The sequence below is a fragment of the Pseudonocardia sp. DxW genome, from assembly GCF_058448985.1.
Genome location: NZ_JBZFLK010000027.1, coordinates 41,676 through 62,747, shown reverse-complemented (window position 1 = coordinate 62,747; position 21,072 = coordinate 41,676). Strand labels below are relative to the sequence as shown.

Here is a 21,072-nt window from a genome sequence, read left to right as displayed (position 1 = left end):
ACGCCGCCTCCACACTGTTGCGCACGGAGACCAGCGCGATCATCCGGTCCACCAGCACCGGCGCCGGCGACACCTCGTCGACCACCGCCGCCAGCCGGGTGAACAACTCCCGCACGGCATCCAGATCGGGTGCGGCGGGAGCGTCGATGACCGTGGTCATGCGTCCACCATAGACGAACACATGTTCGAACACCAGGGGATCATGACTGGTCCGGACATCGCACCCCGGCGCAGGCACCGCCCCGGCGGCCGCCCGCGAGCGACGCCATGGCCCGGAAGTCGCGGCGACACATTGTCGTAACACGGGCGCCCTAGCGTCACGCCGATGGGGGACGTGCCGCTGGTGGGTGTCGAGGAGGAGTTCCACGTCGTCGGTCTGGCCGACCGGCGGGCGGCTCCCGAGGTGGACCGGTTGCTGGAGCACCTGGACGGGAAGGAGTTCTTCCCCGAGCTGCAGCGCTCGCTGGTCGAGACGAACTCGCCGGCGACGCCGTCGCTGGACGAGCTGCGCGCGCACGTGCGGCGGCTGCGCGGCCGGCTGCGAGAGGCCGCCGAGCCGCTCGGGCTGGGCGTCGTCGCGGCCGGGACGGTGCCGCTGGTCGATCTGTCCGGCGACGACATCTCGGCGGGCGCCCGCTACGAGCGGATGCAGCACGAGTACCAGATGCTGGTGCGCGAGCAGCACATCTGCGGGGTCCAGGTGCACGTCGACGTCCCCGACCGGGACACCGCCGTGCAGGTGTCCCGCCGGGTCGCCCCGGCACTGCCGACGCTGCTCGCCATCACCGCCAGCTCGCCGTACTGGCGCGGGCACGACACCGGCTACGCCAGCTACCGCAGCATGATCTGGCAGCGCTGGCCCACCGCCGGCCCGCCCGGCAACGTCACGACCGCCGCCGAGTACGACGCCATGATCGCCGAGCTGATCGCGTCCGGGACGATCAGCGACGCCGGGATGCTGTACTTCGACGTCCGGCCCAGCGCGCACCTGCCGACCGTCGAGCTGCGGCTCTGCGACGCCTGCCCCGAGGTCGACGACGTCGTGCTGGTCGCCGGGCTCTTCCGGGCGCTGGTCGGGCGGGCCCGGGCGGACACCGAGGCGGGCAGGCCGCTGCCCCCGGTCCGGCACGAGCTGCTGCGCGCCGCGGCCTGGCGGGCCGCCCGCTCCGGGCTGGAGGGCGACCTGGTCGACGTCTCCGGGCCGGTGCTCGCCTCACCCGCGGTGCAGCTGCGCGCACTGGTCGCCGACCTGGAGCCGTGGCTGGCCGAGACCGGTGACACCGAGCAGGTCACCGAGCTCGCCGAGGCCGTGCTGGCCCGCGGCTCCGGGGCCGCGATCCAGCGGCGCGCGTTCGGGCGGCGCGGCTCGCTGGTCGACGTCGTCGACGACCTGGTGGCCCGCACCCAGGGCGAGGAGCCGCGGACCACGCCGCCGCTGACCGTGCCGGTCGCGCCCGAGCTGCTGGAGGGCTACCGGCCGCCGCGCTACGACGAGGCGGTCGACGACGAGGGCAAGCTCCGGCCCGCCTACGGCTGGCTGTTCCGGGCACTGGAACGGCTCGGCCCGCGCGGGCTCACCGCCGCCGAGTCGGCGCTGCGCACCGAGCAGCGGGCCCGCGGCGTCACCTTCCCGGTGCCGGGCGTCGATCCCGGGGAGGACGGCGAGCGGCTGTTCCCGCTCGACCTGGTACCGCGGATCATCGGCCCGGACTCCTGGGAGCACCTCTCCACCGGGCTGGCCCAGCGGGTCCGGGCCCTCGAACTGTTCCTGCGCGACGTCTACGGCCGCCGCGAGATCGTCCGCGACCGGATCGTCCCGGCCGCCGTCGTCGACAACGCGCCGGGCCGCACCCGCTCGGCGACCCTCGTCACGCCGGACGCGGTCCGGATCGCGGTCGCCGGGATCGACCTGGTCCGCGACGCCGACGACGGCTGGGTGGTGCTGGAGGACAACCTGCGGGTGCCGTCCGGGATCGGGTTCTCGCTGATGGGCCGCCGGCTGATCCGCAGCGTGCTGCCCGATCTGGAGTCGCCGTCGGAGGTGCTGGGCCTCGACGACGTCCCGGCCCGGCTGCGCGCCGTGCTGGCCGACGGCGATCCCACCGGCCCGGACGGCGAGGCCGCCCTGCTCACCGCGGGCGAGAGCGACTCGGCCTTCTTCGAGCACCGGCTGCTGGCCGAGGCGATGGAGATCCCGCTGGTCACCCCGGGCCGGCTGCAGATCACCGACGGCGCGGTGTTCATGGTCGGCGGCGGGCGCCGGCGGCGTCTCACCACGCTCTACCGTCGGATCGACGAGAAGGACCTGGCGCTGGCCAGGGGCGCCGACCACCGCCCGATCGGGCGGGCCCTGCTGGCCGCGATGGCCCGCGGCCGGGTCGCGCTGCGCAACGCGCCGGGCAACGGCGTCGCCGACGACAAGCTCGTCTACGCCTACGTCCCCGAGATGATCCGCTACTACCTGGGCGAGGAGCCGGTGCTGGCCTCGGTGCCGACCTGGGCCTGCGTCGATCCGGCCGCCCGCGAGCAGGTGCTGGACCGGCTCGGCGAGCTCGTCCTCAAGCCGGTCGACGGCTACGGCGGGGCCGGCATCGTGATCGGCCCGCACGCCGACGCCGGCGAGCTGGAGCGGGCCGCCGCCGCGATCCGGGAGCGGCCGGCCGGCTGGGTCGCGCAGGAGATGGTGCGGATCTCCACGCACCCGACCTTCACCGACGGGACGCTCCAGCCGCAGGCCGTCGACCTGCGGGTGTTCGCGGTCCAGTCGGCCGGGCACGGCCCGCAGCCCGAGGTCGACGTGCTGCCCGCGGCGCTGTCCCGGGTCGCACCGCCCGGCGGGATGATCGTCAACTCGTCCCGCGGGGGCGGCGCGAAGGACACCTGGATCATGGCCTGAGCAGCAGGTCCGGGTCGTCGAGCACGCGATCGGTGACGGCCCGGGCGGTGCCCAGCGCGGCCGCCGGGCGGCCGTGCGCGGACACCAGGACCTCGACGCCGGCCGACGGGCGGCGGCGCAGGATCTCGGCGCGGACCACCGGCGCCAGCCGGTCGTCGAGCGCGGTGTAGCTGCCGCCGAGCACGACCGCGGGCAGGTCGACGACGTTGAGCACCGAGGCGAGCGCCGCCCCGAGCGCGGTCCCGGCCCGCTGCACCGCGGCCAGCGCGGCCGGCTCGCCCGCCCGGACGGCGGCGCGCAGCCCCGGCAGCCCGTCGGCCCCGGCGTCGGCCAGCAGCGCGGGCAACCCGGCGTACCGCTCGACGCAGCCGGTGCCGCCGCAGCCGCACGGGCGCCCGTCCCGCTCGACGACGACGTGCCCGATCTCGCCGGCCAGCCCGGCCGCCCCGGCCAGCACCCGCCCGCCGACCACGATCCCGCCGCCGATGCCGATCCCGGCCGAGACGTAGACGAAGTCGGACGCGACGCCCAGGTGCGCGAGCGCGCCCAGGGTCGCCTCGTTCCCGACCACCACCGGCCGCCCGGCGACCCGGCCGAACAGCTCACCGGGCCGGGCCCCGGCCAGCAGCGGCAGGTTGGGCGCCCGCAGCATCTCGGCGTCCGGCCCGGTACCGCGGACCGGCGCGGGCACCGCCACCCCGGCGCCGACGACCGGGCGGCCCGCCAGCGCGGACAGCGCCCGCGCGTCCCGGGCGGCCCGGCCGAACACCTCGGCGGCGTCCATTGTCCGATGGTCGCGGCGGCGCTGCAGCCGGCGGACGACGCCGCCGTCCAGCCCCACCACGCACGCCACCAGCCCGTCCACCTCGACCGACACCCCGACCGCGACCGGGCCGTCCGGGGCGAACCGCAGCGGCCGCCCCGGCCGGCCGATCCCGCCGCGGCTCGGCGGCCCCTCGGCCAGCACACCGGCGGCGACCAGCGGATCGAGCAGGCTCGCCACGGTCCCCCTGGTCAGCCCGGTGGTGCCGGCCAGCGCGGCCCGCGACGACGGCTCCCGGCGCAGCTCCCCCAGCAGCAGGCCCAGGTTGTGCCTGCGGAGCTCCGCGCTGCGTACCGGCGCTGACGCGGAGGGGGGAGGCACCCGGTCATCGTGCCCCGGTGAGGTGTTCCAGTGCGAGCTGGTGCAGCCGGACGAAGCCGTACCCCCGCCGGCCGGCGGGCTCCGGATCGAAGCCGGCCCCCGCCGAGGGATCGGCGAGCAGCTCCGCCGCGGTCTCGCCGGGCGCCAGCGTCGGCTCGGACAGCTCCGGGACGCCCGCCTCGGCCAGCGCCGCGACGACCTCCGGATCGGCCCGGAACGCCGCCGCCCGCTCGCGCAGCAGCAGGTAGGTCCGCATGTTCGCCTCGGCGGAGGCCCACACGCCGGCCAGGTCCTCGGTGCGGGAAGGCTTGTAGTCGAAGTGCCGCGGCCCGTCGTAGCCCGCCGACTCCAGCAGGTCGACCAGCGCGAACGCGTTGAGCAGGTCGCCGTGCCCGAACACCAGGTCCTGGTCGTACTTGATCCCGCGCTGACCGTTCAGGTCGATGTGGAACAGCTTGCCGGCCCACAGCGCCTGGGCCACCCCGTGCGCCATGTTCAGCCCGGCCATCTGCTCGTGCCCGACCTCCGGGTTCACCCCGACCAGCTCGGGATGCGCGAGCCGCTCGACGAAGGCCAGCGCGTGCCCGACGGTCGGCAGCAGGATGTCGCCGCGCGGCTCGTTGGGCTTCGGCTCGATCGCGAACCGGATGTCGTGTCCGCGCTCCAGGACGTGCGCGCAGAGCAGGTCCATCGCCTCCCGGTAGCGATCGAGCGCGGCCCGCACGTCCTTCGCGGAGTCGTACTCCGAGCCCTCCCGGCCGCCCCACAGCACGAACGTGCGCGCGCCCAGCTCGGCGGCGAGCTCGACGTTGTGCAGCACCTTGCGCAGCGCGAACCGCCGCACCGAGCGGTCGTTGGAGGTGAACCCGCCGTCCTTGAACACGGGATGCGAGAACAGGTTGGTGGTGATCATCGGGACGGTCATCCCGGTCGCGTCGCAGGCCTCCCGGAGCCGGGCGACCTGCTTGTCGCGGGTGCCGGCGTCGGCGCCGAAGCCGAACAGGTCGTCGTCGTGGAAGGTCAGGCCCCAGGCGCCGAGCCCGGCGAGCCGCTCGACGGCCTCGACCACGTCCACGGGCGGGCGCGTCGGGTCGCCGAACGGGTCGGCCGCGCGCCAGCCGACGGTCCACAGCCCGAACGAGAAGCGGTCGGCCGGGGTGGGGGCGAGCACGGTCATGCGGCATCTCCTGTGTCGGGGGTGGTGCGGTCGAGGGTGAGGGTGTTGGTGCGGACGACGCCGGCGTAGAACCGGGCGCTGTCCTTGGGGGTGCGTACCTGGGTGACGTAGTCGACGTGCACGACGCCGAACCGTTTCGCGTATCCCCAGGCCCATTCGAAGTTGTCCAGCAGCGACCAGACGTAGTAGCCGCGCACCGGGGCGCCCTCGGCGATCACGTCGGCCAGCGCGGCGAGGTGTCCGCGCAGGTAGTCGACCCGGTCGGGATCGGAGACGATGCCGTCGGAGCCGGGTACGTCGGGGAAGGCGGCACCGTTCTCGGTCACCACCATCTCCAGCCCGGGGAACTCGCGGGCGATCCGCCGGACCACCTCGGCCAGCCCGCGGGCGTCGATCCCCCAGCCCATGTCGGTGAGCGGGCCGACCGGTCGCGGGAACTCGACGTCGTCGCAGGCGATCCAGGGCGTTCCGGTGCCGTCACCGTGCCCGTCGGCGGTCTCCCGGGGGCGCTCGCGGGTCCAGTGCCGGACGTGGGTGGGGGTGTAGTAGTTCACCCCGAGCACGTCCGGCGGGGCCAGCGCGAGCTCCTCGTCGCCGGAGCGGACGAACGACCAGTCGGTGATGCCTGCGGTGTCGGCGACCACGTCGGCCGGGTAACCGCCGGTCAGCATCGGTTGCAGGAACAGCCGGTTCTGCAGGCCGTCGACCCGGCGGGCGGCGTCCAGATCGGCGGCCGAATCCGTCTCCGGCACCACCCAGGCCAGGTTCAGGCTGACCGCGATCCGGGCGGACGGCACCCGCTTCCGGATCGCCCGCGCGGCCAGCCCGTGCGCCAGGTTGAGATGGTGCACCGCGGCCAGCGCCGCCGCCGGATCGGTCCGGCCCGGGGCGTGCACCCCGGCGGCGTACCCGAGGAACGCGCTGCACCACGGCTCGTTCAGGGTGGTGAACACCCCGACCCGGTCGCCCAGCTCGGCCGCGACGACGGCGGCGTACTCGGCGAAGCGGTAGGAGGTCGCGCGCGAGGTCCAGCCGCCGGCGTCCTCGAGGGCCTGCGGCAGGTCCCAGTGGTAGAGCGTGACCACCGGCGTGATGTCCGCGGCGAGCAGCGCGTCGACCAGCCGCGAGTAGAACGCCAGCCCGGCCGTGTTCACCGGGCCCAGCCGCTCGGCGTCGACCTGCGGGGTGATCCGGTTCCAGCTGATCGAGAACCGGTAGGAGTGCAGGCCGAGCTCGCGCATCAGCCCGACGTCGGCGTCCACCCGATGGTAGTGGTCGGCGGCGACGTCGCCGGTGTCCCCGCCCACCGTGCGGCCGGGGGTGTGCGCGTAGGTGTCCCAGATCGACGGCGTGCGGCCGTCCTCGTCGACCGCGCCCTCGATCTGGTAGGCGGCGGTGGCGGCGCCCCAGTCGAAGCCGGGCGGGAAGCTGCGGGCCGCGCTCATGCGAGCCGCATCCCGGTCGTCGGGTCGAAGGCGTGTACCGCCCCCGGATCGCGCAGCGTCACCCGTATCTCCCGGCCGACCGGCGGGGCCTCGCCGCCGGCGGTGCGCACCACGAACCGGCGGGCCCCGGTGTCGGTGTCGGCTCCGGTGTCGGTGCCGACCCGGCCGTGCAGGTAGGTGTCCGAGCCCAGCTCCTCGGCCAGCTCGACGGTGAGGTCGACGGCCTTCTCGTCGTCGGCGGCGACCCGCATCCCCTCCGGGCGCACCCCGACGGTGATCTCGGAGAGCCCGTCCCGGTGCGCCCGGTCGAGCACCTCGCGCGGCAGCGGCACGGTGAGCCCGGCCAGGTCGGCGCCGTCGGGCACCAGCGGTGCGGTGCGCAGGTTCATCGCGGGCGAGCCGATGAAGCCGGCGACGAAGGCGGTGGCCGGGCGGTCGTAGAGCTCGCGCGGGGTGGCGCACTGTTCGAGCAGCCCGTCGCGCAGCACGGCGACCCGGTGCCCCATCGTCATCGCCTCGACCTGGTCGTGGGTGACGTAGACGGTGGTGGCGCCGAGCCGCTGCTGCAGCGCGGCGACCCCGGCGCGGGTCTCCACCCGCAGCTTGGCGTCCAGGTTGGACAGCGGCTCGTCCATCAGGAACACGGCGGGCTCGCGGACGATGGCGCGGCCCATGGCGACCCGCTGGCGCTGCCCGCCGGACAGTGCCTTGGGCTTGCGGTCCAGGTAGGGCACCAGATCGAGCAGCGCGGCCGCCTCGCGCACCCGCCGGGTGATCTCGTCGCGGCCGACCCGCTGCAGCTTGAGCGCGAAGCCCATGTTGTCGGCGACGGTCATGTGCGGGTAGAGCGCGTAGTTCTGGAAGACCATCGCGATGTCGCGGTCCTTGGGTTCGAGCGCGCTGACCTCGCGGCCGCCGATCTCGATCCCGCCCTCGTCGACCTCCTCCAGGCCGGCGAGCATCCGCAGGGCGGTGGACTTGCCGGACCCGGACGGCCCGACGAGCACCAGGAACTCGCCGTCGGCGATCTCCAGGTCGAGCTTGTCGACGGCGCGTACCGGCGGTGGGCCGGGATAGATGCGGGACGCGGCCCGGTAGGCGACCTCGGCCATTGTTCTCGGTCCTCTCGTCGCGGGCCGGCTGCGGTGCCGGCGGGAGATGTCTAGCCGGGCCGTGGCCCACGCCACTAGCATTTGTTCATCGCCCGTACGAACTCACCGCGGAGGCCGTCATCGTCGCGAGCGGCCGGATCGCCTCGGGTGACCTGCGCAGACACCATCTGGCGCTGGTGCTGGGCACGATCGTGCGGAACGCGCCGATCACCCGCGCCACGGTCGCCGCGCAGACCGGGCTGACCCGCTCGACGGTGTCCGGGCTGACCGCCGACCTGCTCGACGGCGGCCTGGTGCGCGACATCGGGGCCGGGCCGGGGACCGCCACCGGACGCCCGGGCCAGCGGCTGGTGCCCGACCCGGCCGGCCCGGTCGGGATCGGCCTGCAGATCGAGACCGACGGCGTCGGCGGCTGCCTGGTGGACCTGTCCGGGCACGCCGGGGCCCGGCGGTGGCGCCGGGCGGACCTGGACGGGGCCGGTCCGGCGGCGGTCGCCGCCGTCGCGGGCCCGGTGCTGGGCGAGCTGCTGCTCGCCGCGGCGGCCGGGGACCGCCCGGCGGCCGGGATCGTCGCCGGGCTGCCGGGCGAGCCGGACGACCGGCTCGCGGCGCTGCTCGCCGCCGAGGCGGACGCGGTGGGGGCCGGCGGGATCGGCCTGTCGGTCCGGTGCGGGGTGACGCTGGCCGCCGGTGCGGAGCCTGCCGTCCCCGGGCTGTCGGTGTTCGTCGGCGGGCGGTCGGAGACCGGCGTGGTGCTGCTGCACGACGGCCGGACCGGCGACGGCGACGCGGCCACCCGGTTCGGCCATCTCCCGGTCCGCGGCGGCCGGACCCGGTGCCACTGCGGGCGGCGGGGCTGCGTGACCGCCGAGGCCCGCCCGGCCGGGGTGGGCAGCGGCTCCGGGGTGGGCAGCGGCTCCGGGACGGCCGGCGGCTCCGGGACGGCCGGCGGCTCCGGGAGGGGCGCCGGCTCCGGGACCCGCGGCGGCTCCGGGCCGGGCGCAGGCTCCGGGGCAGGTGGCGGCTCCGGGGCAGGCAGCGGCCCCGGGCCGGGCGCAGGCTCCGGGGCAGGCAGCGGCCCCGGGGCAGAGGCAGGTACAGGTGCAGGGGCGGCCGGCGCTCCGGAGCTACGCCGGGCCGGGCGGGCGCTGGGCCGGGCGCTGGCCGGGTTCGCCGCCCCGCTGGACCCGGCGCGGGTGGTGCTGGGCGGACGGTTCGGCACCGCCGACGACGCGTTCGTCGCGGCGGTGGCGGCCGAGCTCGCCCGGCACGGGATCGACCCGGACCGGCTGCGGCGCGGCACACTCGGCCCGGACGCGGTGATGCGCGGCGCCGGTGCCGCGGCGGTCGCCGCGCTGGTCGCGGACCCGGGCCGGTGGCTCGCCGACTGAGCGACCGGCCGCGCCCCGGCCGGTCGCGCAGGTCGAGCCGGCCGGGCGGGTCGCGCAGCTCAGGCGGGCCGGGCCGGTGGCGCCGCCGTGCTCGTCCGCACCACCAGGTCGGTGGCGAGCTCCAGGCGCGGGGCGGTCCCGTCCGGGTCGGTCCGCGGCTCCTGCACGGCCAGCCGGACCGCCTCGGCGGCCATCCGGGCCAGCGGCTGGCGGACCGTGGTCAGGGTCGGGCGCAGGTACTCGCAGAGCGCGATGTCGTCGAACCCGGCGACGCTCAGGTCCTCCGGGATCCGCAGGCCGCGCTGCGCCGCCTCCTGGTAGACGCCGACCGCCTGCATGTCCGATCCGGCGAAGATCGCGGTCGGCGGGTCGGCCAGATCGAGCAGGTCGACCGCGCCACGGCGCCCGCCGCCGACCAGGAAGTCGCCGTAGCGGATCAGGTCCTCGTCGACGGCGATGTCGGCCCGGCGCAGCGCCGCCCGGTAGCCGTCCACCCGCTGCTGACTGCTGGAGAGCCGGGTCGGGCCGGAGACGATCCCGATCCGCCGGTGCCCGAGCGAGAGCAGGTGCTCGACGGCGCTGAGCCCGCCAGCCCAGTTGGTCGCGCCGACCGTCGCGAACGACGGGTCGTCCCCGCCGACCGGGTCCAGCAGCACCACCGGCACGTCCAGCGCCACCAGGGTGGCCGCGGTGTCCGGGTCCTGGTCGCCGACGACCACGACGACGCCGTCGGTGCCCCGCCCGGCCAGCCGGTCCAGCCAGGCCCGCGAGCCCGGCTCGTCGTTCTCGGAGGTGTTGAGCACGATCTGGCGGTCGGTGCGCCGGGCCTCGGTCTCGGCCCCGCGCAGCACCTCCATCGCCCAGAACGAGTCCAGCCGGTCCAGCACCACGTCGACCAGCCCGGTCCGGCGCCGGGGCGCCGAGGCGCCGCGCCGGCGGTAGCCGCTCTCGGCCACCACCTGCTGCACCCGTTCCCGGGTCGCGACGGCGACGTCGGCCCGCCCGTTGAGGACCTTGGAGACGGTCGGCACCGAGACGCCTGCCTGCTCGGCGATCTCGGCGATCGTCACACGGCTGCGATTCACAGCGCGACGGTATCGAAACTTTCAGTGGAAGTCCCGGGTGAAACGCGGCACTTCCCCTCCTTGACGGCGGGTTCTGTGGGGCCTAACTTGCGTCCAGCGCCTTCGCAAGTCTCGGAAACTTTCGATCGGCCCCGCTCGAAGGAGAGCTCATGTCGACCTCGTCACGCGTACGCAGGACACTCGTCGCTGCCGCACTCGCCACCGGACTCGCGGTCACCGCGGCCTGTGGCACCGCAGGCCCGCAGGACGCCGGAGGAGGTGAGGAGCTCCGCCTCTGGACACTGCAGAACGAGGGCATCAACACCGTCCAGCAGGCGGCCGTGGACAGCTTCAACGCCGCCGGTGGCCCGCAGATCGAGCTGACCACCTACCTGAACGACCCCTACAAGTCCGCGCTGCAGACCGCGATCGGGACACCGAACGGCCCCGACATCTTCTACAACTGGGGCGGCGGGAACCTGAACGGCTACGTCGACGCGGGCCAGGTCGCCGACCTCACCCCGGCGCTCGACGCGAACCCGGAGGTCAAGGAGTCGTTCATCCCGCAGGTCCTGGAGACCGGCACGATCGACGGCCAGGTCACCGGCATCCCGATGCAGGGCGTCCAGCCGCTGTCGTTCTTCTACAACAAGGACGCGTTCGCCGAGGCCGGCATCGCCGAGTTCCCGACCACCTGGACCGGCTTCCTGGAGGCCGTCGACCAGCTCAAGGCCGCCGGCATCCAGCCGATCGCGCTCGCCGGCGCGCAGACCTGGACCTCGATGATGTACCCGGAGTACTTCCTCGACCGGATCGGCGGCCCGGAGAAGTTCCAGGCCATCGCCGACGGCGAGCCCGGCGCCTGGCGCGATCCGGCCGTCATCGAGTCCATGCGGATGGTGCAGGACCTGGTCGACCGGGAGGCGTTCGGCACCAACTTCACCGCCGTCGACTACGACAACCAGGCGTCCCAGGCGCTGCTCACCAGCGGCCGGGCCGGCATGGAGCTGATGGGCTCCTGGCAGGTCACCAGCCTGAACGACAACTTCCCGGACTTCCTGGAGCAGGACAAGCTGGGCTGGGCGCCGTTCCCGGAGATCGAGGGCGGCGCGGGTGACCCGCGCAACGTGATCGGCAACCCGTCGAACTACTACTCGGTCAGCGCCGGCTCGGCGAACGTCGAGGCCGCCACCGAGTTCCTGATGAACGAGATGACCAGCCCCGAGTACGTCCAGGGCATGCTGGAGAAGGGCCAGGTCCCCGGCCTCACCGGGATCGAGGACCAGGTGGCCGCCACCGGGCCGTTCGCCGACTTCAACACCTACGCCTACGAGCAGACCAAGGCCGCGCCGACCTTCGTGCAGTCCTGGGACCAGGCACTGCCCGCCGCCGAGGCGCAGACCATGCTGACCAACCTGTCGAAGGTGTTCACCAAGGAGTTCACCCCGGAGCAGTTCGCCGACGCGATGGACACGGCGAGCCGGTGAGCAGTTCCACCGCGGTACGGGCGGGGCGGCCCGGATTCATCTGGGTCGCCCCCGCTCTGACCTTCTTCGGGCTGTTCGCACTGCTGCCCATGGTCGTGGTGGTGTACCTCAGCTTCACCGCCTACGACGGCCTGAACCCACCGCAGTGGGTCGGCCTGCAGAACTGGACCCGGATCGGGACCGATCCGCTGTTCGTCGAGACGCTGCGGCTGTCGTTCGTGCTGACGGCCGCGTCCTGGGTGCTGCAGACCGCGGTGGCGCTGCCGCTGGGCGTCTGGCTGGCCCGGCGCGGCCGCTCCCGCGCGCTGCTCGCCGCGATCTTCTTCATCCCGCTGCTGATGTCCAGCGCCGCCATCGCCGTGCTGTGGAGCACCCTGCTCGACCCGAACTTCGGGCTCGCCTCGGTGCTCGGCCCGCTCGTCGGGATCGACGACGGCAACATCATCGGCGACAGCCGGTACGCCTTCGCCGCGGTCATCCTGGTGATCGGCTGGCAGTACATGCCGTTCCACACGCTGCTCTACCAGGCCGCCGCCCGGGCGATCCCGGTGCAGCTCTACGAGGCGGCCCGGATCGACGGGGCCGGCCGCTGGCGCACCTTCCGCTCGATCACCGTCCCGCAGCTGCGGGACACGATCATCACCTCCGGGGTGCTGATCGTCGTCGGGTCGATGACCACCTTCGAGGTGGTCCTGATCCTCACCGGCGGCGGGCCCGGCACGTCCACCCGGATCCTGCCGCTGCACATGTACCTCGAGGGGTTCCGGAGCTTCGACATGGGCTACGCGAGCGCGCTGGCGGTGGTGCTCCTGGTGCTCGGGACGGCGCTGTCGCTGTTCATCGCGCGGGTCACCGGCTACCGCACGATGGCGAGCCAGCGGGAGGGGATGTGACCACCGTGTCCACCGCCACCACCCCGACCGCGCCCGCCGGGCCGGGCCGCACCACCGGCACGCCCGATCCGCCGCCCCGCCGCGGACGGCTGCGCCGCGGGTTCAACTGGCTGGGCGGGCTCGGCGCGGGCGTCTGGTTCGTGCTGGTCGCCGTGCCGCTGTACTTCCTGTTCGTCACCAGCCTGCGGTCGTCGTCGGAGTACCTGTCCGACGGTCCGCTCGCGGTGCCGTCCGGCCTGACGTTCGAGAACTACGTCGACGTCCTGACCTCGAACTTCCCGCTGTACTTCCTGAACAACGTGATCGTGGCGACGGCCTGCGTCGCGATCGTGCTCGTGCTGGCGCTGCCCGCGGCGTACGCGATCGTGCGCAGCCGCAACCGGTCGGTCGCCCGGGCGTTCTCGGTGATGCTGCTCGGGCTGGCCGTGCCGGCGCAGGCGGTCATCGTCCCGCTCTACCTGATGGTCACCCAGCTGCGGCTCTACGACACCCTGCTGGCGATCATCCTGCCGACCGCGGCGTTCGCGCTGCCGCTGGCGGTGGTGGTGCTGACCTCCAGCCTGCGCGACATACCGAACGAGCTGTTCGAGGCCGCCGTCCTGGACGGCGCCGGACCGGCCCGCACCCTGGTCTCGCTGGTGCTGCCGCTGGCCCGGCCCGGGCTCGCCACGATCGGCATCTTCACCGCCCTGCAGGCGTGGAACGGCTTCCTGTTCCCGCTCGTCCTGACCCAGGACGTGTCGGTCCGGGTGCTCACCCTGGGCCTGTGGGACTACCAGGGCCAGTACGGCACCAACGTCCCGCTGATCACCGCGGCGGTGCTGCTGTCGCTGCTCCCGCTGCTGGTCGTCTACCTGCTCGGCCGCCGCCAGCTGCTGGCCGGGCTGACCGCGGGCGCCGGCCGCTGACCCGGCCCGCCCCGAACCACGAGAGGACTCCATGAGCACCGAGGTGACCGCCCTGATCGCGCGGATGACGCTCGAGGAGAAGCTGGCCCAGCTCGTCGGGCTGTGGGAGGGGAGGGACCACTCCCCCGGTGAGAGCGAGGAGGACACGGCCGTCGCCCCGATGCAGGACAGCATGCAGGGCGAGCACGCCGCGTTCGGCGAGTACGCCCGGCACGGGCTCGGCCAGCTTACCCGGCTGTTCGGCACGGCCCCGGTGAAGTCCGCCGACGGCCTGGCGCACCTGGCGGAACGGCAGCGGTGGCTGGCGTCGTCGACCCGGCTCGGCATCCCGGCGCTGGTGCACGAGGAGTGCCTGACCGGGCTGGCGGCGTGGGGCGCGACGACGTTCCCGGCGCCGCCGTCGTGGGGTGCGTCGTTCGATCCGGAGCTGGTCCGCGAGACGGCCGCCGCGATCGGCGCGACGATGGCCCGGCTGGGCGTCCACCAGGGGCTCGCGCCGGTGCTCGACGTGGTCCGCGACGTCCGCTGGGGCCGGGTGGAGGAGTGCATCGGCGAGGACCCGTACCTGGTCGGCACGGTGGGCGGCGCCTACGTGCGGGGACTGCAGTCGGCGGGCGTCGTCGCCACGCTCAAGCACTTCGCCGGGTACTCGAACTCCCGGGCCGGCCGCAACCTGGCCCCGGTGCACGCCGGGCCGCGGGAGCTGGCCGAGGTGCTGCTGCCGCCGTTCGAGACGGCGCTGCTCGACGCGGGCGCCGGATCGGTGATGAACTCCTACGCCGAGATCGACGGCCTGCCGGTCGCCGCCGACGAGCGGCTGCTGACCGGCGTGCTGCGCGAGCGGTGGGGGTTCACCGGGACGGTGGTCGCCGACTACTTCTCGGTGGCGTTCCTGCACACCCTGCACGGCGTCGCGGACGGCCTCGGGTCGGCCGCCGCGCAGGCGCTCACCGCGGGCATCGACGTCGAGTTGCCCACCGGCACCGGCTACCTGGAGCCGCTCGCCGAGCGCGTCCGGTCCGGCGAGGTGCCGGAGGAGGTCGTGGACCGCGCGGTGCGCCGGGTGCTGGAGCAGAAGCAGCGGCTCGGCCTGCTCGAGCCCGGGTTCGCCGACACCCTGCCCACCGGCGAGGTCGATCTCGACCCGCCCGCGCACCGGGCGCTGGCCGCCCGGCTCGCCGAGGAGTCGGTGATCCTGCTCGGCAACGACGGTGTGCTCCCGCTCGCCCCGGACACCGCCCGGATCGCGGTGCTCGGCCCGAACGCCGACGACCCGGCCGCGCTGATGGGCTGCTACAGCTTCGCCAACCACGTGCTGCCGCACCATCCGGGCGTCGAGCTGGGCATCGAGGTGCCGACCGTGCTGGACGCGCTGCGCGCCGAGCTGCCGGGTGCGCGGATCACCCACGCCCGCGGCTGCGACGTCGACACCGACGACGTCTCCGGATTCGCCGGCGGGGTGGCGGCGGCGCGGGACGCCGACGTCGCCGTCGTCGTGGTCGGCGACCGGGCCGGACTGTTCGGCCGCGGCACCTCCGGCGAGGGCTGCGACACCGACACCCTGGAGCTGCCCGGCGTGCAGCGCCGGTTCGTCGAGGAGGTGCTCGGCACCGGCACCCCGGTGGTGCTGGTGCTGCTCGTCGGACGGCCCTACGTGCTGGACCGCGAGCTGGACCGCTGCGCCGCGGTGGTGCAGGCGTTCTTCCCCGGCCAGGAGGGCGCCGGCGCGCTCGCCGGAGTGCTGTCCGGCCGGGTCAACCCGTCCGGCCGGCTGCCGGTGAGCCTGCCCCGCTCGGCCGGCGCCCAGCCCTACAGCTACCTGCATCCGCGGCTCGGCGCGGCCAGCTCGGTGACCGCGGTGGACACCGCCCCGGTCCGGCCGTTCGGCTTCGGCCTGAGCTACACCACGTTCACCCACTCCGACCTGCGGGTCCCCGATGACGGCGTGCCCACCGGCGGCGCCTTCACCGTCAGCTGCCGGGTCCGCAACGACGGGGACCGGGCCGGCGCCGACGTCGTGCAGCTCTACGGCACCGACGTGGTCGCCTCGGTCACCCGCCCGGTCGTCGTGCTGCTCGGCTACGCCCGGGTCGAGCTGGCGCCCGGCGCGAGCGCCGAGGTGCGCTTCGACGTCCCCACCCACCGGATCGGGCTGTACGACCGGGACCTGCGGCACGTCGTCGAACCGGGCACCGTCGAGCTGTTCGTCGGCACCTCCTGCGCCGATCCGGTGCTGCGGTCCGCGGTGGAGCTCACCGGGCCGGTGCACGAGATCGGGCCGGCCGATCGGCGGCTCGTCGAGGTCGAGGTGCTCCCCCGGTAGCCCGGCGACGTTCACACCCCGGAAACGTCCGGGGTCTTGCGGCCGTCGCAGGACGGACGTGAGGTTGACCGATGTACCGACACCGACACCGACACCGACACCGACGCCGTCGGCGCAGCTGCGCCGGCGGCGTCCGTGCTGTGCGTCCCGGCGTCCGTGCCGGGAACGGCCGGGAGGTACTTTCCGTTGCCGGCCGTCCGGGCCCGGTGGCTTCCCGGACCGGACCCGGAGCGCGATGATCTCTGCGTGATCTCCCGCGGGGGCCCGGTCGCGCCCGGCGGGCCGCCGCGGGAAGGACGTACCGGATCAGGGGCAGAACGGAGGTCGGATCGGTGGAGGTCGCACGGACGGCACCCGCGGTGCCTGCCGCCCCGGCTGTGCCCACCGCCTCCGCGGCGGTCGGCCACCACTCGCCGGTCGTCTCCCCTGACGGCACCCGGCTGGCCTGGATCTCCGACCGGACCGGGCGGCCGCGGCTGCACGTCGCGGCGATGCCGGCGCACGGCCCGATCGACCCGGACGCCGCGACCGTGCTCGACGCCACCGGCATCGGCGGCCCGCATCCGGACGTCACCTCGTTCACCTGGTCGCCGGACGGCGGCCGGATCGCCGTCCAGATCGCACCGTCCGGTGGTGACCGCACCCGGGTCGCGCTGCTCGACCCGGACGGCGGCCCGCCGACCGAGATCGCCCCGGCCGCGACCGCCGTGGTGCTCGGCGCCTGGGAGCCGACCGGCCGGCGGCTCGGCGTCACCGTGCTCACCGACGCGGGCGATCCGGACTCCGACCGCTACGGCGACGGCACCGCCTGCCTGGTCGACGTGCGCGACGGCTCGTCGGTGGTGCTCGGGACCGGGCAGGCGGCCGTCGTGCAGGCCGTCTCCGCCGACGGCAGGCGGGTGGTGCTGCGCACCGGCCGGCGCGGCGAGCGCGGCCTGGAGCTGGTGGACCTGCGCACCGGCTGCCGGACCCAGATCGTCGGCGGCCCCGGCGGGGCGCTGAACGCGACCGCCCGGTTCGGCGCCGCGCCCGGCACGCTGTGGGTGCACACCGACGCCGACCGGGAGCACTCGGCGCTGCTCGCCGTCGCGCTCGGCCACGCGGGCGACGAGCTGATCGCCCCGGCCCGGCCGGTCGCCGTCCGGCCCGGCGCCGATCTGGACGTGGTCGCGCTCGACCCGGGCGGCGCGCGGGCGGCGCTGGTGTGGAACACCGGCGGCCGCAGCGAGATCGAGATCGCCGACCTGCGCGGCGGCCGGCCGCAGCGGGTGCTGGTGCCCTGCGACGTCGTGACGAACGTGAGCTTCGCCCGCGACGACACCTCGCTGCTCGTCGCCGGGCACGCGCCGGGGGTCCCGCCGCACGTCGTCCGGGTCCCGGTCCGGGGCGGCGCGGCCACCCCGCTGCTCGGCGGCACGCCGGTCGCGCCGGTCACGCCGCAGCCCGAGCGGGTCGTGTTCCCCGCCGAGGACGGGCTGCGGCTGGGCGGCTGGCTGCACCGGCCGTCGTCGCCGAACGGGGCGGGCCTGCTGTGGCTGCACGGCGGCCCGGAGTCCGAGGAACGGCCCGGCTGGGCGCCGCTGCTGCACGAGCTGGTCGCCGCCGGGGTCACCGTGCTGACCCCGAACGTGCGCGGCTCGTCCGGGCGGGGCCGGACGTTCGCCCGGCTCGACGACGGCGCGCTGCGGCCGTCGTCGATCACCGACGTGCGGGCGGCGACCCGGCTGCTCGCCGGGATACCGGACGTCGACCCGGCCCGCATCGTCGTCGCCGGGCGGTCCTACGGCGGGTTCCTGACGCTCGCCGCGCTGGTCCGCTTCCCCGAGCTGTACGCGGGCGGGGTCGACGTCTGCGGGATCGCCGACCTGGCCGAGTTCTACGCCCGCACCGAGCCGTGGATCGCCGGGCCGGCCCGCACCGAGTACGGCGACCCGCGCACCGACGGCGCGCTGCTCGACGAGCTGTCCCCGCTGTACCGGGCGGACCGGATCCGCGCGCCGCTGCTCGTGGTGCACGGCGACAACGACACGAACGTGCCGGTCGGGCAGGCGCTCGCGATCCACGCCGCGCTGTCCGCCCGCGGCACGCCGGTGGAGCTGCTGCGGATGGCCGACGAGGGGCACGACGTGTTCGACCGGGACACCCGGGCCGCGGCGAACGGCCGGATCGTCCGGTGGGTGACGCAGGTGACCGGGGTCAGGCCTGGCTGAACGACTGCAGGACCTGGTTGCCCTGCTCGTCGGTGCCCACCACGAAGCGGTAGTTCTCCCGGGACTCGGTGCCGTTGGTGCGCAGGAACACCACGGTCGCGGTGACCGTGTTCGGCCCGGCGTTGCGCAGGTTCTCCGCGTAGACGGTGCGCATGCCGCTGTAGAACTCCCGGTAGCTCTCGATCCCCTGCGACTGGGACTGCGCCTCCGGGCTGAGCCGGGCGAACGCGCCGTCGATGTCGTCGGGCAGCATCCGATAGTACTCCTGCACGAACGTCACCGGATCGGTCGCCTGGCCGGGGGTCGGCGTCGGCGAGGCGCTGGTGGTGGGCGGCGGCGGCGAGGTCGGCGGTGCGCTGGTCGGCGGCGGCGCCTGCGACGTCGGCGCGGCGGCCGGCGGCGGCTGCTCCTGCTGCTGGGTGCTGAGCACCCCGAACGCCACCCCGCCGCCGACGACGAGCAGCGCCGCCACCACGCCGAGGACGATCGGCAGCCGCTTGCGCCGGGCGCCTCCCGCGGCGGCTCCGCGGCGGGCGCCGCTGCCGGGGATCACCTGCGGCGCCGGGACGGCGGGGGCGTCGACCACGGTGCCGCCGGCCTGCTCGGCCGCGACGTCGTCGCCGGAGTCCATCATCGCGGCCGCGCTCGCGGGCGTGGCCAGCCCGGCGATCGACTGCCCGGCCGCGATCCGGGCCAGCGCGTCCCGGGCCTGCGGTGCGCTGGGCCGCTCCGCCGGGTCGTTGGACAGCAGCCGCATCAGCAGCGCGGTCAGCGGCCCGGCCTGGGTGGGCGGCGAGATCGCGCCGGTCGCGACCTTGTGCAGCAGCGCGTAGGCGTTGTCGTCCAGCCCGAACGGCGGCTCCCCCTCGACCGAGGCGTAGAGCGTGGCGCCGAGCGCGAACACGTCCGACGCGGCGGTCGGCTCCTGGCCGCGGGCGACCTCCGGCGCGAGGAACGCCGGGGTGCCGGCGATCACCCCGGTGCGGGTCAGCTGCACGTCGTCGACGGCCCGGGAGACGCCGAAGTCGGTGATCTTGGCCCGGCCGTCCTCGGCGATCAGGACGTTGCCCGGCTTGATGTCGCGGTGCACGACGCCCGCGGTGTGCGCGGCGGCCAGCCCGTCGGCGACCTGGCGGCCGATCGCGGCGGCCTCGCGCGGGCTCATCGGGCCCTTCTCGGCGAGCACCGCGGCCAGCGAGCGGGACGGCAGGTACTCCATGACCAGCCACGGCCGGTCGTCGTGCACCACGACGTCGAACATGCTGATCACGTGCGCGTGCTGCAGCCGGGCACCGATCCGGCCCTCGCGCAGGATCCGCTGGCGGGACTCCTCGAGCTGGTCGGCCGAGGGCAGCGCGGCGGCGAGGAGCTCCTTGACCGCCACCGTCCGGTTCAGGAGCTCGTCGGTCCCACGCCACACGGCACCCATCGCACCGACACCGATCCGCTCGTCGAGCCGGTAGCGGTTCCCGATCCGGTGGGCCTCGGGGGTGGGCGAGCTCATGGGGTCCAAGGGTAGGGAATCGGACCGGGACGGCGACCACCAGGGCACCCGCCCCGGGCATCCGGTCGGAGGACCCTCGACCCTACGCGTTGACCGGTCGCGGTTCCATGGATCGAGGGCGACACCACCGTGCCCCGGTCAGCGTGGAAGTCCGAGCTTCCGGGCGCAGGCCGGCCACGATCCGTAACCGCCGCGGGCGTCCCGGACCTTCGTCGCGATCTCGATCTGCTGCTCCCGGGTGGCGCCGTCGGCGGTCGGGGCGTGGGCGGTGCCGCCGAACTCGGTCCAGGTCGGCCGGTCGAACTGGAGGCCGCCGTAGTAGCCGTTGCCGGTCGAGATCGACCAGTCGCCGGAGGACTCGCACTGGGCGAGCCGGTCCCAGGTCGGGTCGGAGGCTTCCTGCTCCTGTGGCTGCTGCTGCTCCTGCGGCTCCTGTGGCTGCTGTGGCTCCGGGCTGCCGGGGCGCTCCTGGTCGGCGCTGCCGCTCCCGGGGGCCGGCCGGTCGGGTTGCTCGTCGCGCGGTTCCCGGGGCGCGGGCTGCTCGTCACGCTGCTCCCCGGGCGCGGGTCCGCCGGTGCGGAACTCCCGGGCGTCCGGGTCGCTGCCGGAGGCGGGGGCGTCCCCGGCGCGGTGCGCGTGCCCCTCGGCGTTCCGGCCCTGCGCAGACCCGGGGCCCGCGCTCCCGTCCGCCGGGCCGTCCCCGGTGCTCCGGTCCGCCTCGCCTGCTCCGGCCTCCGCCTCGCGGCGGGTGCCGTCGTGATCGGACCGGCTCCCCGGCGGCGCATCCCCCGCCGCTGCTCCGTCGCCGCCCCCGCCGGACCCCGGACCGGCCCCCCGCGCCGTCCCGGCGCGGACGGCCTGCCCGACGAACTCGGCGATCGCGTCCACGTCGGGCACCGGGTAGCCCGCGGCGGCGTCGTCGACGACCAGCACCCAGGCGACACCGCCGCCCTCGGGAACCGGGAACCGGGCCACCCCCGCGCTCTCCAGGGTGTCGAGCTCCATCGTCCGGCCGGTGTCCGGCTCGACCCACCATGCCCGGGCGGCGTCACCCTCGAGCAGGTCCAGGTCGAGCACGACGTCGCTCCCCGCCGGGGTGTGCCCGAGCACGTAGGAGCCGTCCTCCGCGGTCGCGATGTCGACGCGGTGATCGACCGACGCCGCCCGGACGGTGAACGCCCCGTCCCGGTACGGGCTCAGCGCCGCCCGGATCCGCTCGTCCGCCGGGACGGGATCGAGCACCGCCCCCACCGCGACCTGCGCGCCGGCCAGCGCGCCCACCACCAGCAACACGGTCCCGAGCACCGACGCCGGCCGGTGCTGCTCCCACCAGGTGTCCACGGCCGGGCACCCTGCCGATCCGCGCCCCCGGCCACGGCCGATCCGGGCATACGGTTCGCGATCGCACCCGCATGATCGTCGTCGTGGTGCGCGGGACCGCGCGATCCGCGGCCCGGCGCACCACGACGGTGATCACGTCCGCGCCGGCCCTGGGTCGCACCCCGTGTGCGACCTCGC

Annotated in this window: 15 protein-coding genes; 7 read left to right on the top strand and 8 right to left on the bottom strand. The window is 75.2% G+C overall.

From position 1 onward, the window contains the following. On the bottom strand, positions 1 to 193 hold a 193-nt coding region (locus ACVJO7_RS29630; protein ID WP_491675660.1), incomplete at its 3' end, for a hypothetical protein. 132 nt (positions 194 to 325) lie between these two features. Here ACVJO7_RS29630 and ACVJO7_RS29625 point away from each other — a divergent pair. After that, positions 326 to 2,896, top strand: coding sequence for a glutamate--cysteine ligase (locus ACVJO7_RS29625; protein WP_491675659.1), 2,571 nt, complete (start codon positions 326 to 328; stop codon positions 2,894 to 2,896). On the opposite strand, the gene ACVJO7_RS29620 is transcribed toward ACVJO7_RS29625, so the two are convergent. The 4 genes from ACVJO7_RS29620 to ACVJO7_RS29605 are packed head-to-tail and all read right to left on the bottom strand — an operon-like array spanning position 2,886 to position 7,774. Next, positions 2,886 to 4,040, bottom strand: a complete 1,155-nt coding sequence (locus ACVJO7_RS29620; RefSeq protein WP_491675658.1) for an ROK family protein — start codon at positions 4,038 to 4,040, stop codon at positions 2,886 to 2,888. The two genes, ACVJO7_RS29625 and ACVJO7_RS29620, sit on opposite strands and share 11 nt — an antisense overlap. Before the next feature lie 4 nt (positions 4,041 to 4,044). Further along, entirely contained in the window at positions 4,045 to 5,217 is a 1,173-nt protein-coding gene (xylA, locus tag ACVJO7_RS29615) for a xylose isomerase (protein WP_491675657.1), read from the bottom strand. Beyond that, positions 5,214 to 6,662 carry a GH1 family beta-glucosidase gene (locus ACVJO7_RS29610; protein WP_491675656.1) on the bottom strand — a complete coding sequence of 483 codons (1,449 nt, stop codon included), beginning with the start codon at positions 6,660 to 6,662 and terminating at the stop codon, positions 5,214 to 5,216. Before ACVJO7_RS29610 ends, xylA begins: the two co-directional genes overlap by 4 nt. Then, the gene (locus ACVJO7_RS29605; protein WP_491675655.1) at positions 6,659 to 7,774 is read right to left on the bottom strand and encodes an ABC transporter ATP-binding protein; all 1,116 of its coding nucleotides are present in this window, start codon (positions 7,772 to 7,774) and stop codon (positions 6,659 to 6,661) included. Before ACVJO7_RS29605 ends, ACVJO7_RS29610 begins: the two co-directional genes overlap by 4 nt. Positions 7,775 to 7,950: 176 nt before the next feature. On the opposite strand from ACVJO7_RS29605, the gene ACVJO7_RS29600 reads away from it, so the two are divergent. After that, the gene (locus tag ACVJO7_RS29600) at positions 7,951 to 9,165 is read left to right on the top strand and encodes a MarR family transcriptional regulator (RefSeq protein ID WP_491675654.1); all 1,215 of its coding nucleotides are present in this window, start codon (positions 7,951 to 7,953) and stop codon (positions 9,163 to 9,165) included. Between the two features lie 59 nt (positions 9,166 to 9,224). Here ACVJO7_RS29600 and ACVJO7_RS29595 read toward each other — a convergent pair whose 3' ends face one another. Continuing rightward, complete coding sequence (locus ACVJO7_RS29595) at positions 9,225 to 10,250, bottom strand: LacI family DNA-binding transcriptional regulator (protein ID WP_344019694.1); 1,026 nt, start codon at positions 10,248 to 10,250, stop codon at positions 9,225 to 9,227. 149 nt (positions 10,251 to 10,399) lie between these two features. Between ACVJO7_RS29595 and ACVJO7_RS29590 the strand changes: the two genes are divergently transcribed. From ACVJO7_RS29590 to ACVJO7_RS29570, 5 genes are all read left to right on the top strand, one after another. Then, the gene (locus tag ACVJO7_RS29590; RefSeq protein WP_491675653.1) at positions 10,400 to 11,716 is read left to right on the top strand and encodes an extracellular solute-binding protein; all 1,317 of its coding nucleotides are present in this window, start codon (positions 10,400 to 10,402) and stop codon (positions 11,714 to 11,716) included. Beyond that, complete coding sequence (locus ACVJO7_RS29585; protein ID WP_491675652.1) at positions 11,713 to 12,609, top strand: carbohydrate ABC transporter permease; 897 nt, start codon at positions 11,713 to 11,715, stop codon at positions 12,607 to 12,609. Before ACVJO7_RS29590 ends, ACVJO7_RS29585 begins: the two co-directional genes overlap by 4 nt. Next, positions 12,606 to 13,517, top strand: coding sequence for a carbohydrate ABC transporter permease (locus ACVJO7_RS29580; protein WP_344019700.1), 912 nt, complete (start codon positions 12,606 to 12,608; stop codon positions 13,515 to 13,517). The genes ACVJO7_RS29585 and ACVJO7_RS29580 overlap by 4 nt, the downstream gene beginning before the upstream one ends. A 31-nt stretch (positions 13,518 to 13,548) precedes the next feature. After that, entirely contained in the window at positions 13,549 to 15,840 is a 2,292-nt protein-coding gene (locus tag ACVJO7_RS29575) for a beta-xylosidase/alpha-l-arabinosidase (RefSeq protein WP_491675651.1), read from the top strand. A gap of 332 nt (positions 15,841 to 16,172) precedes the next feature. Beyond that, positions 16,173 to 18,050, top strand: coding sequence for a prolyl oligopeptidase family serine peptidase (locus tag ACVJO7_RS29570; RefSeq protein ID WP_491675650.1), 1,878 nt, complete (start codon positions 16,173 to 16,175; stop codon positions 18,048 to 18,050). Here the strand turns inward: ACVJO7_RS29570 and ACVJO7_RS29565 are convergent. Further along, positions 18,037 to 19,554 carry a serine/threonine-protein kinase gene (locus ACVJO7_RS29565; protein ID WP_491675649.1) on the bottom strand — a complete coding sequence of 506 codons (1,518 nt, stop codon included), beginning with the start codon at positions 19,552 to 19,554 and terminating at the stop codon, positions 18,037 to 18,039. The two genes, ACVJO7_RS29570 and ACVJO7_RS29565, sit on opposite strands and share 14 nt — an antisense overlap. Before the next feature lie 138 nt (positions 19,555 to 19,692). Continuing rightward, positions 19,693 to 20,895 carry a transglycosylase family protein gene (locus tag ACVJO7_RS29560; RefSeq protein ID WP_491675648.1) on the bottom strand — a complete coding sequence of 401 codons (1,203 nt, stop codon included), beginning with the start codon at positions 20,893 to 20,895 and terminating at the stop codon, positions 19,693 to 19,695. Between the last annotated feature and the right edge of the window lie 177 nt (positions 20,896 to 21,072).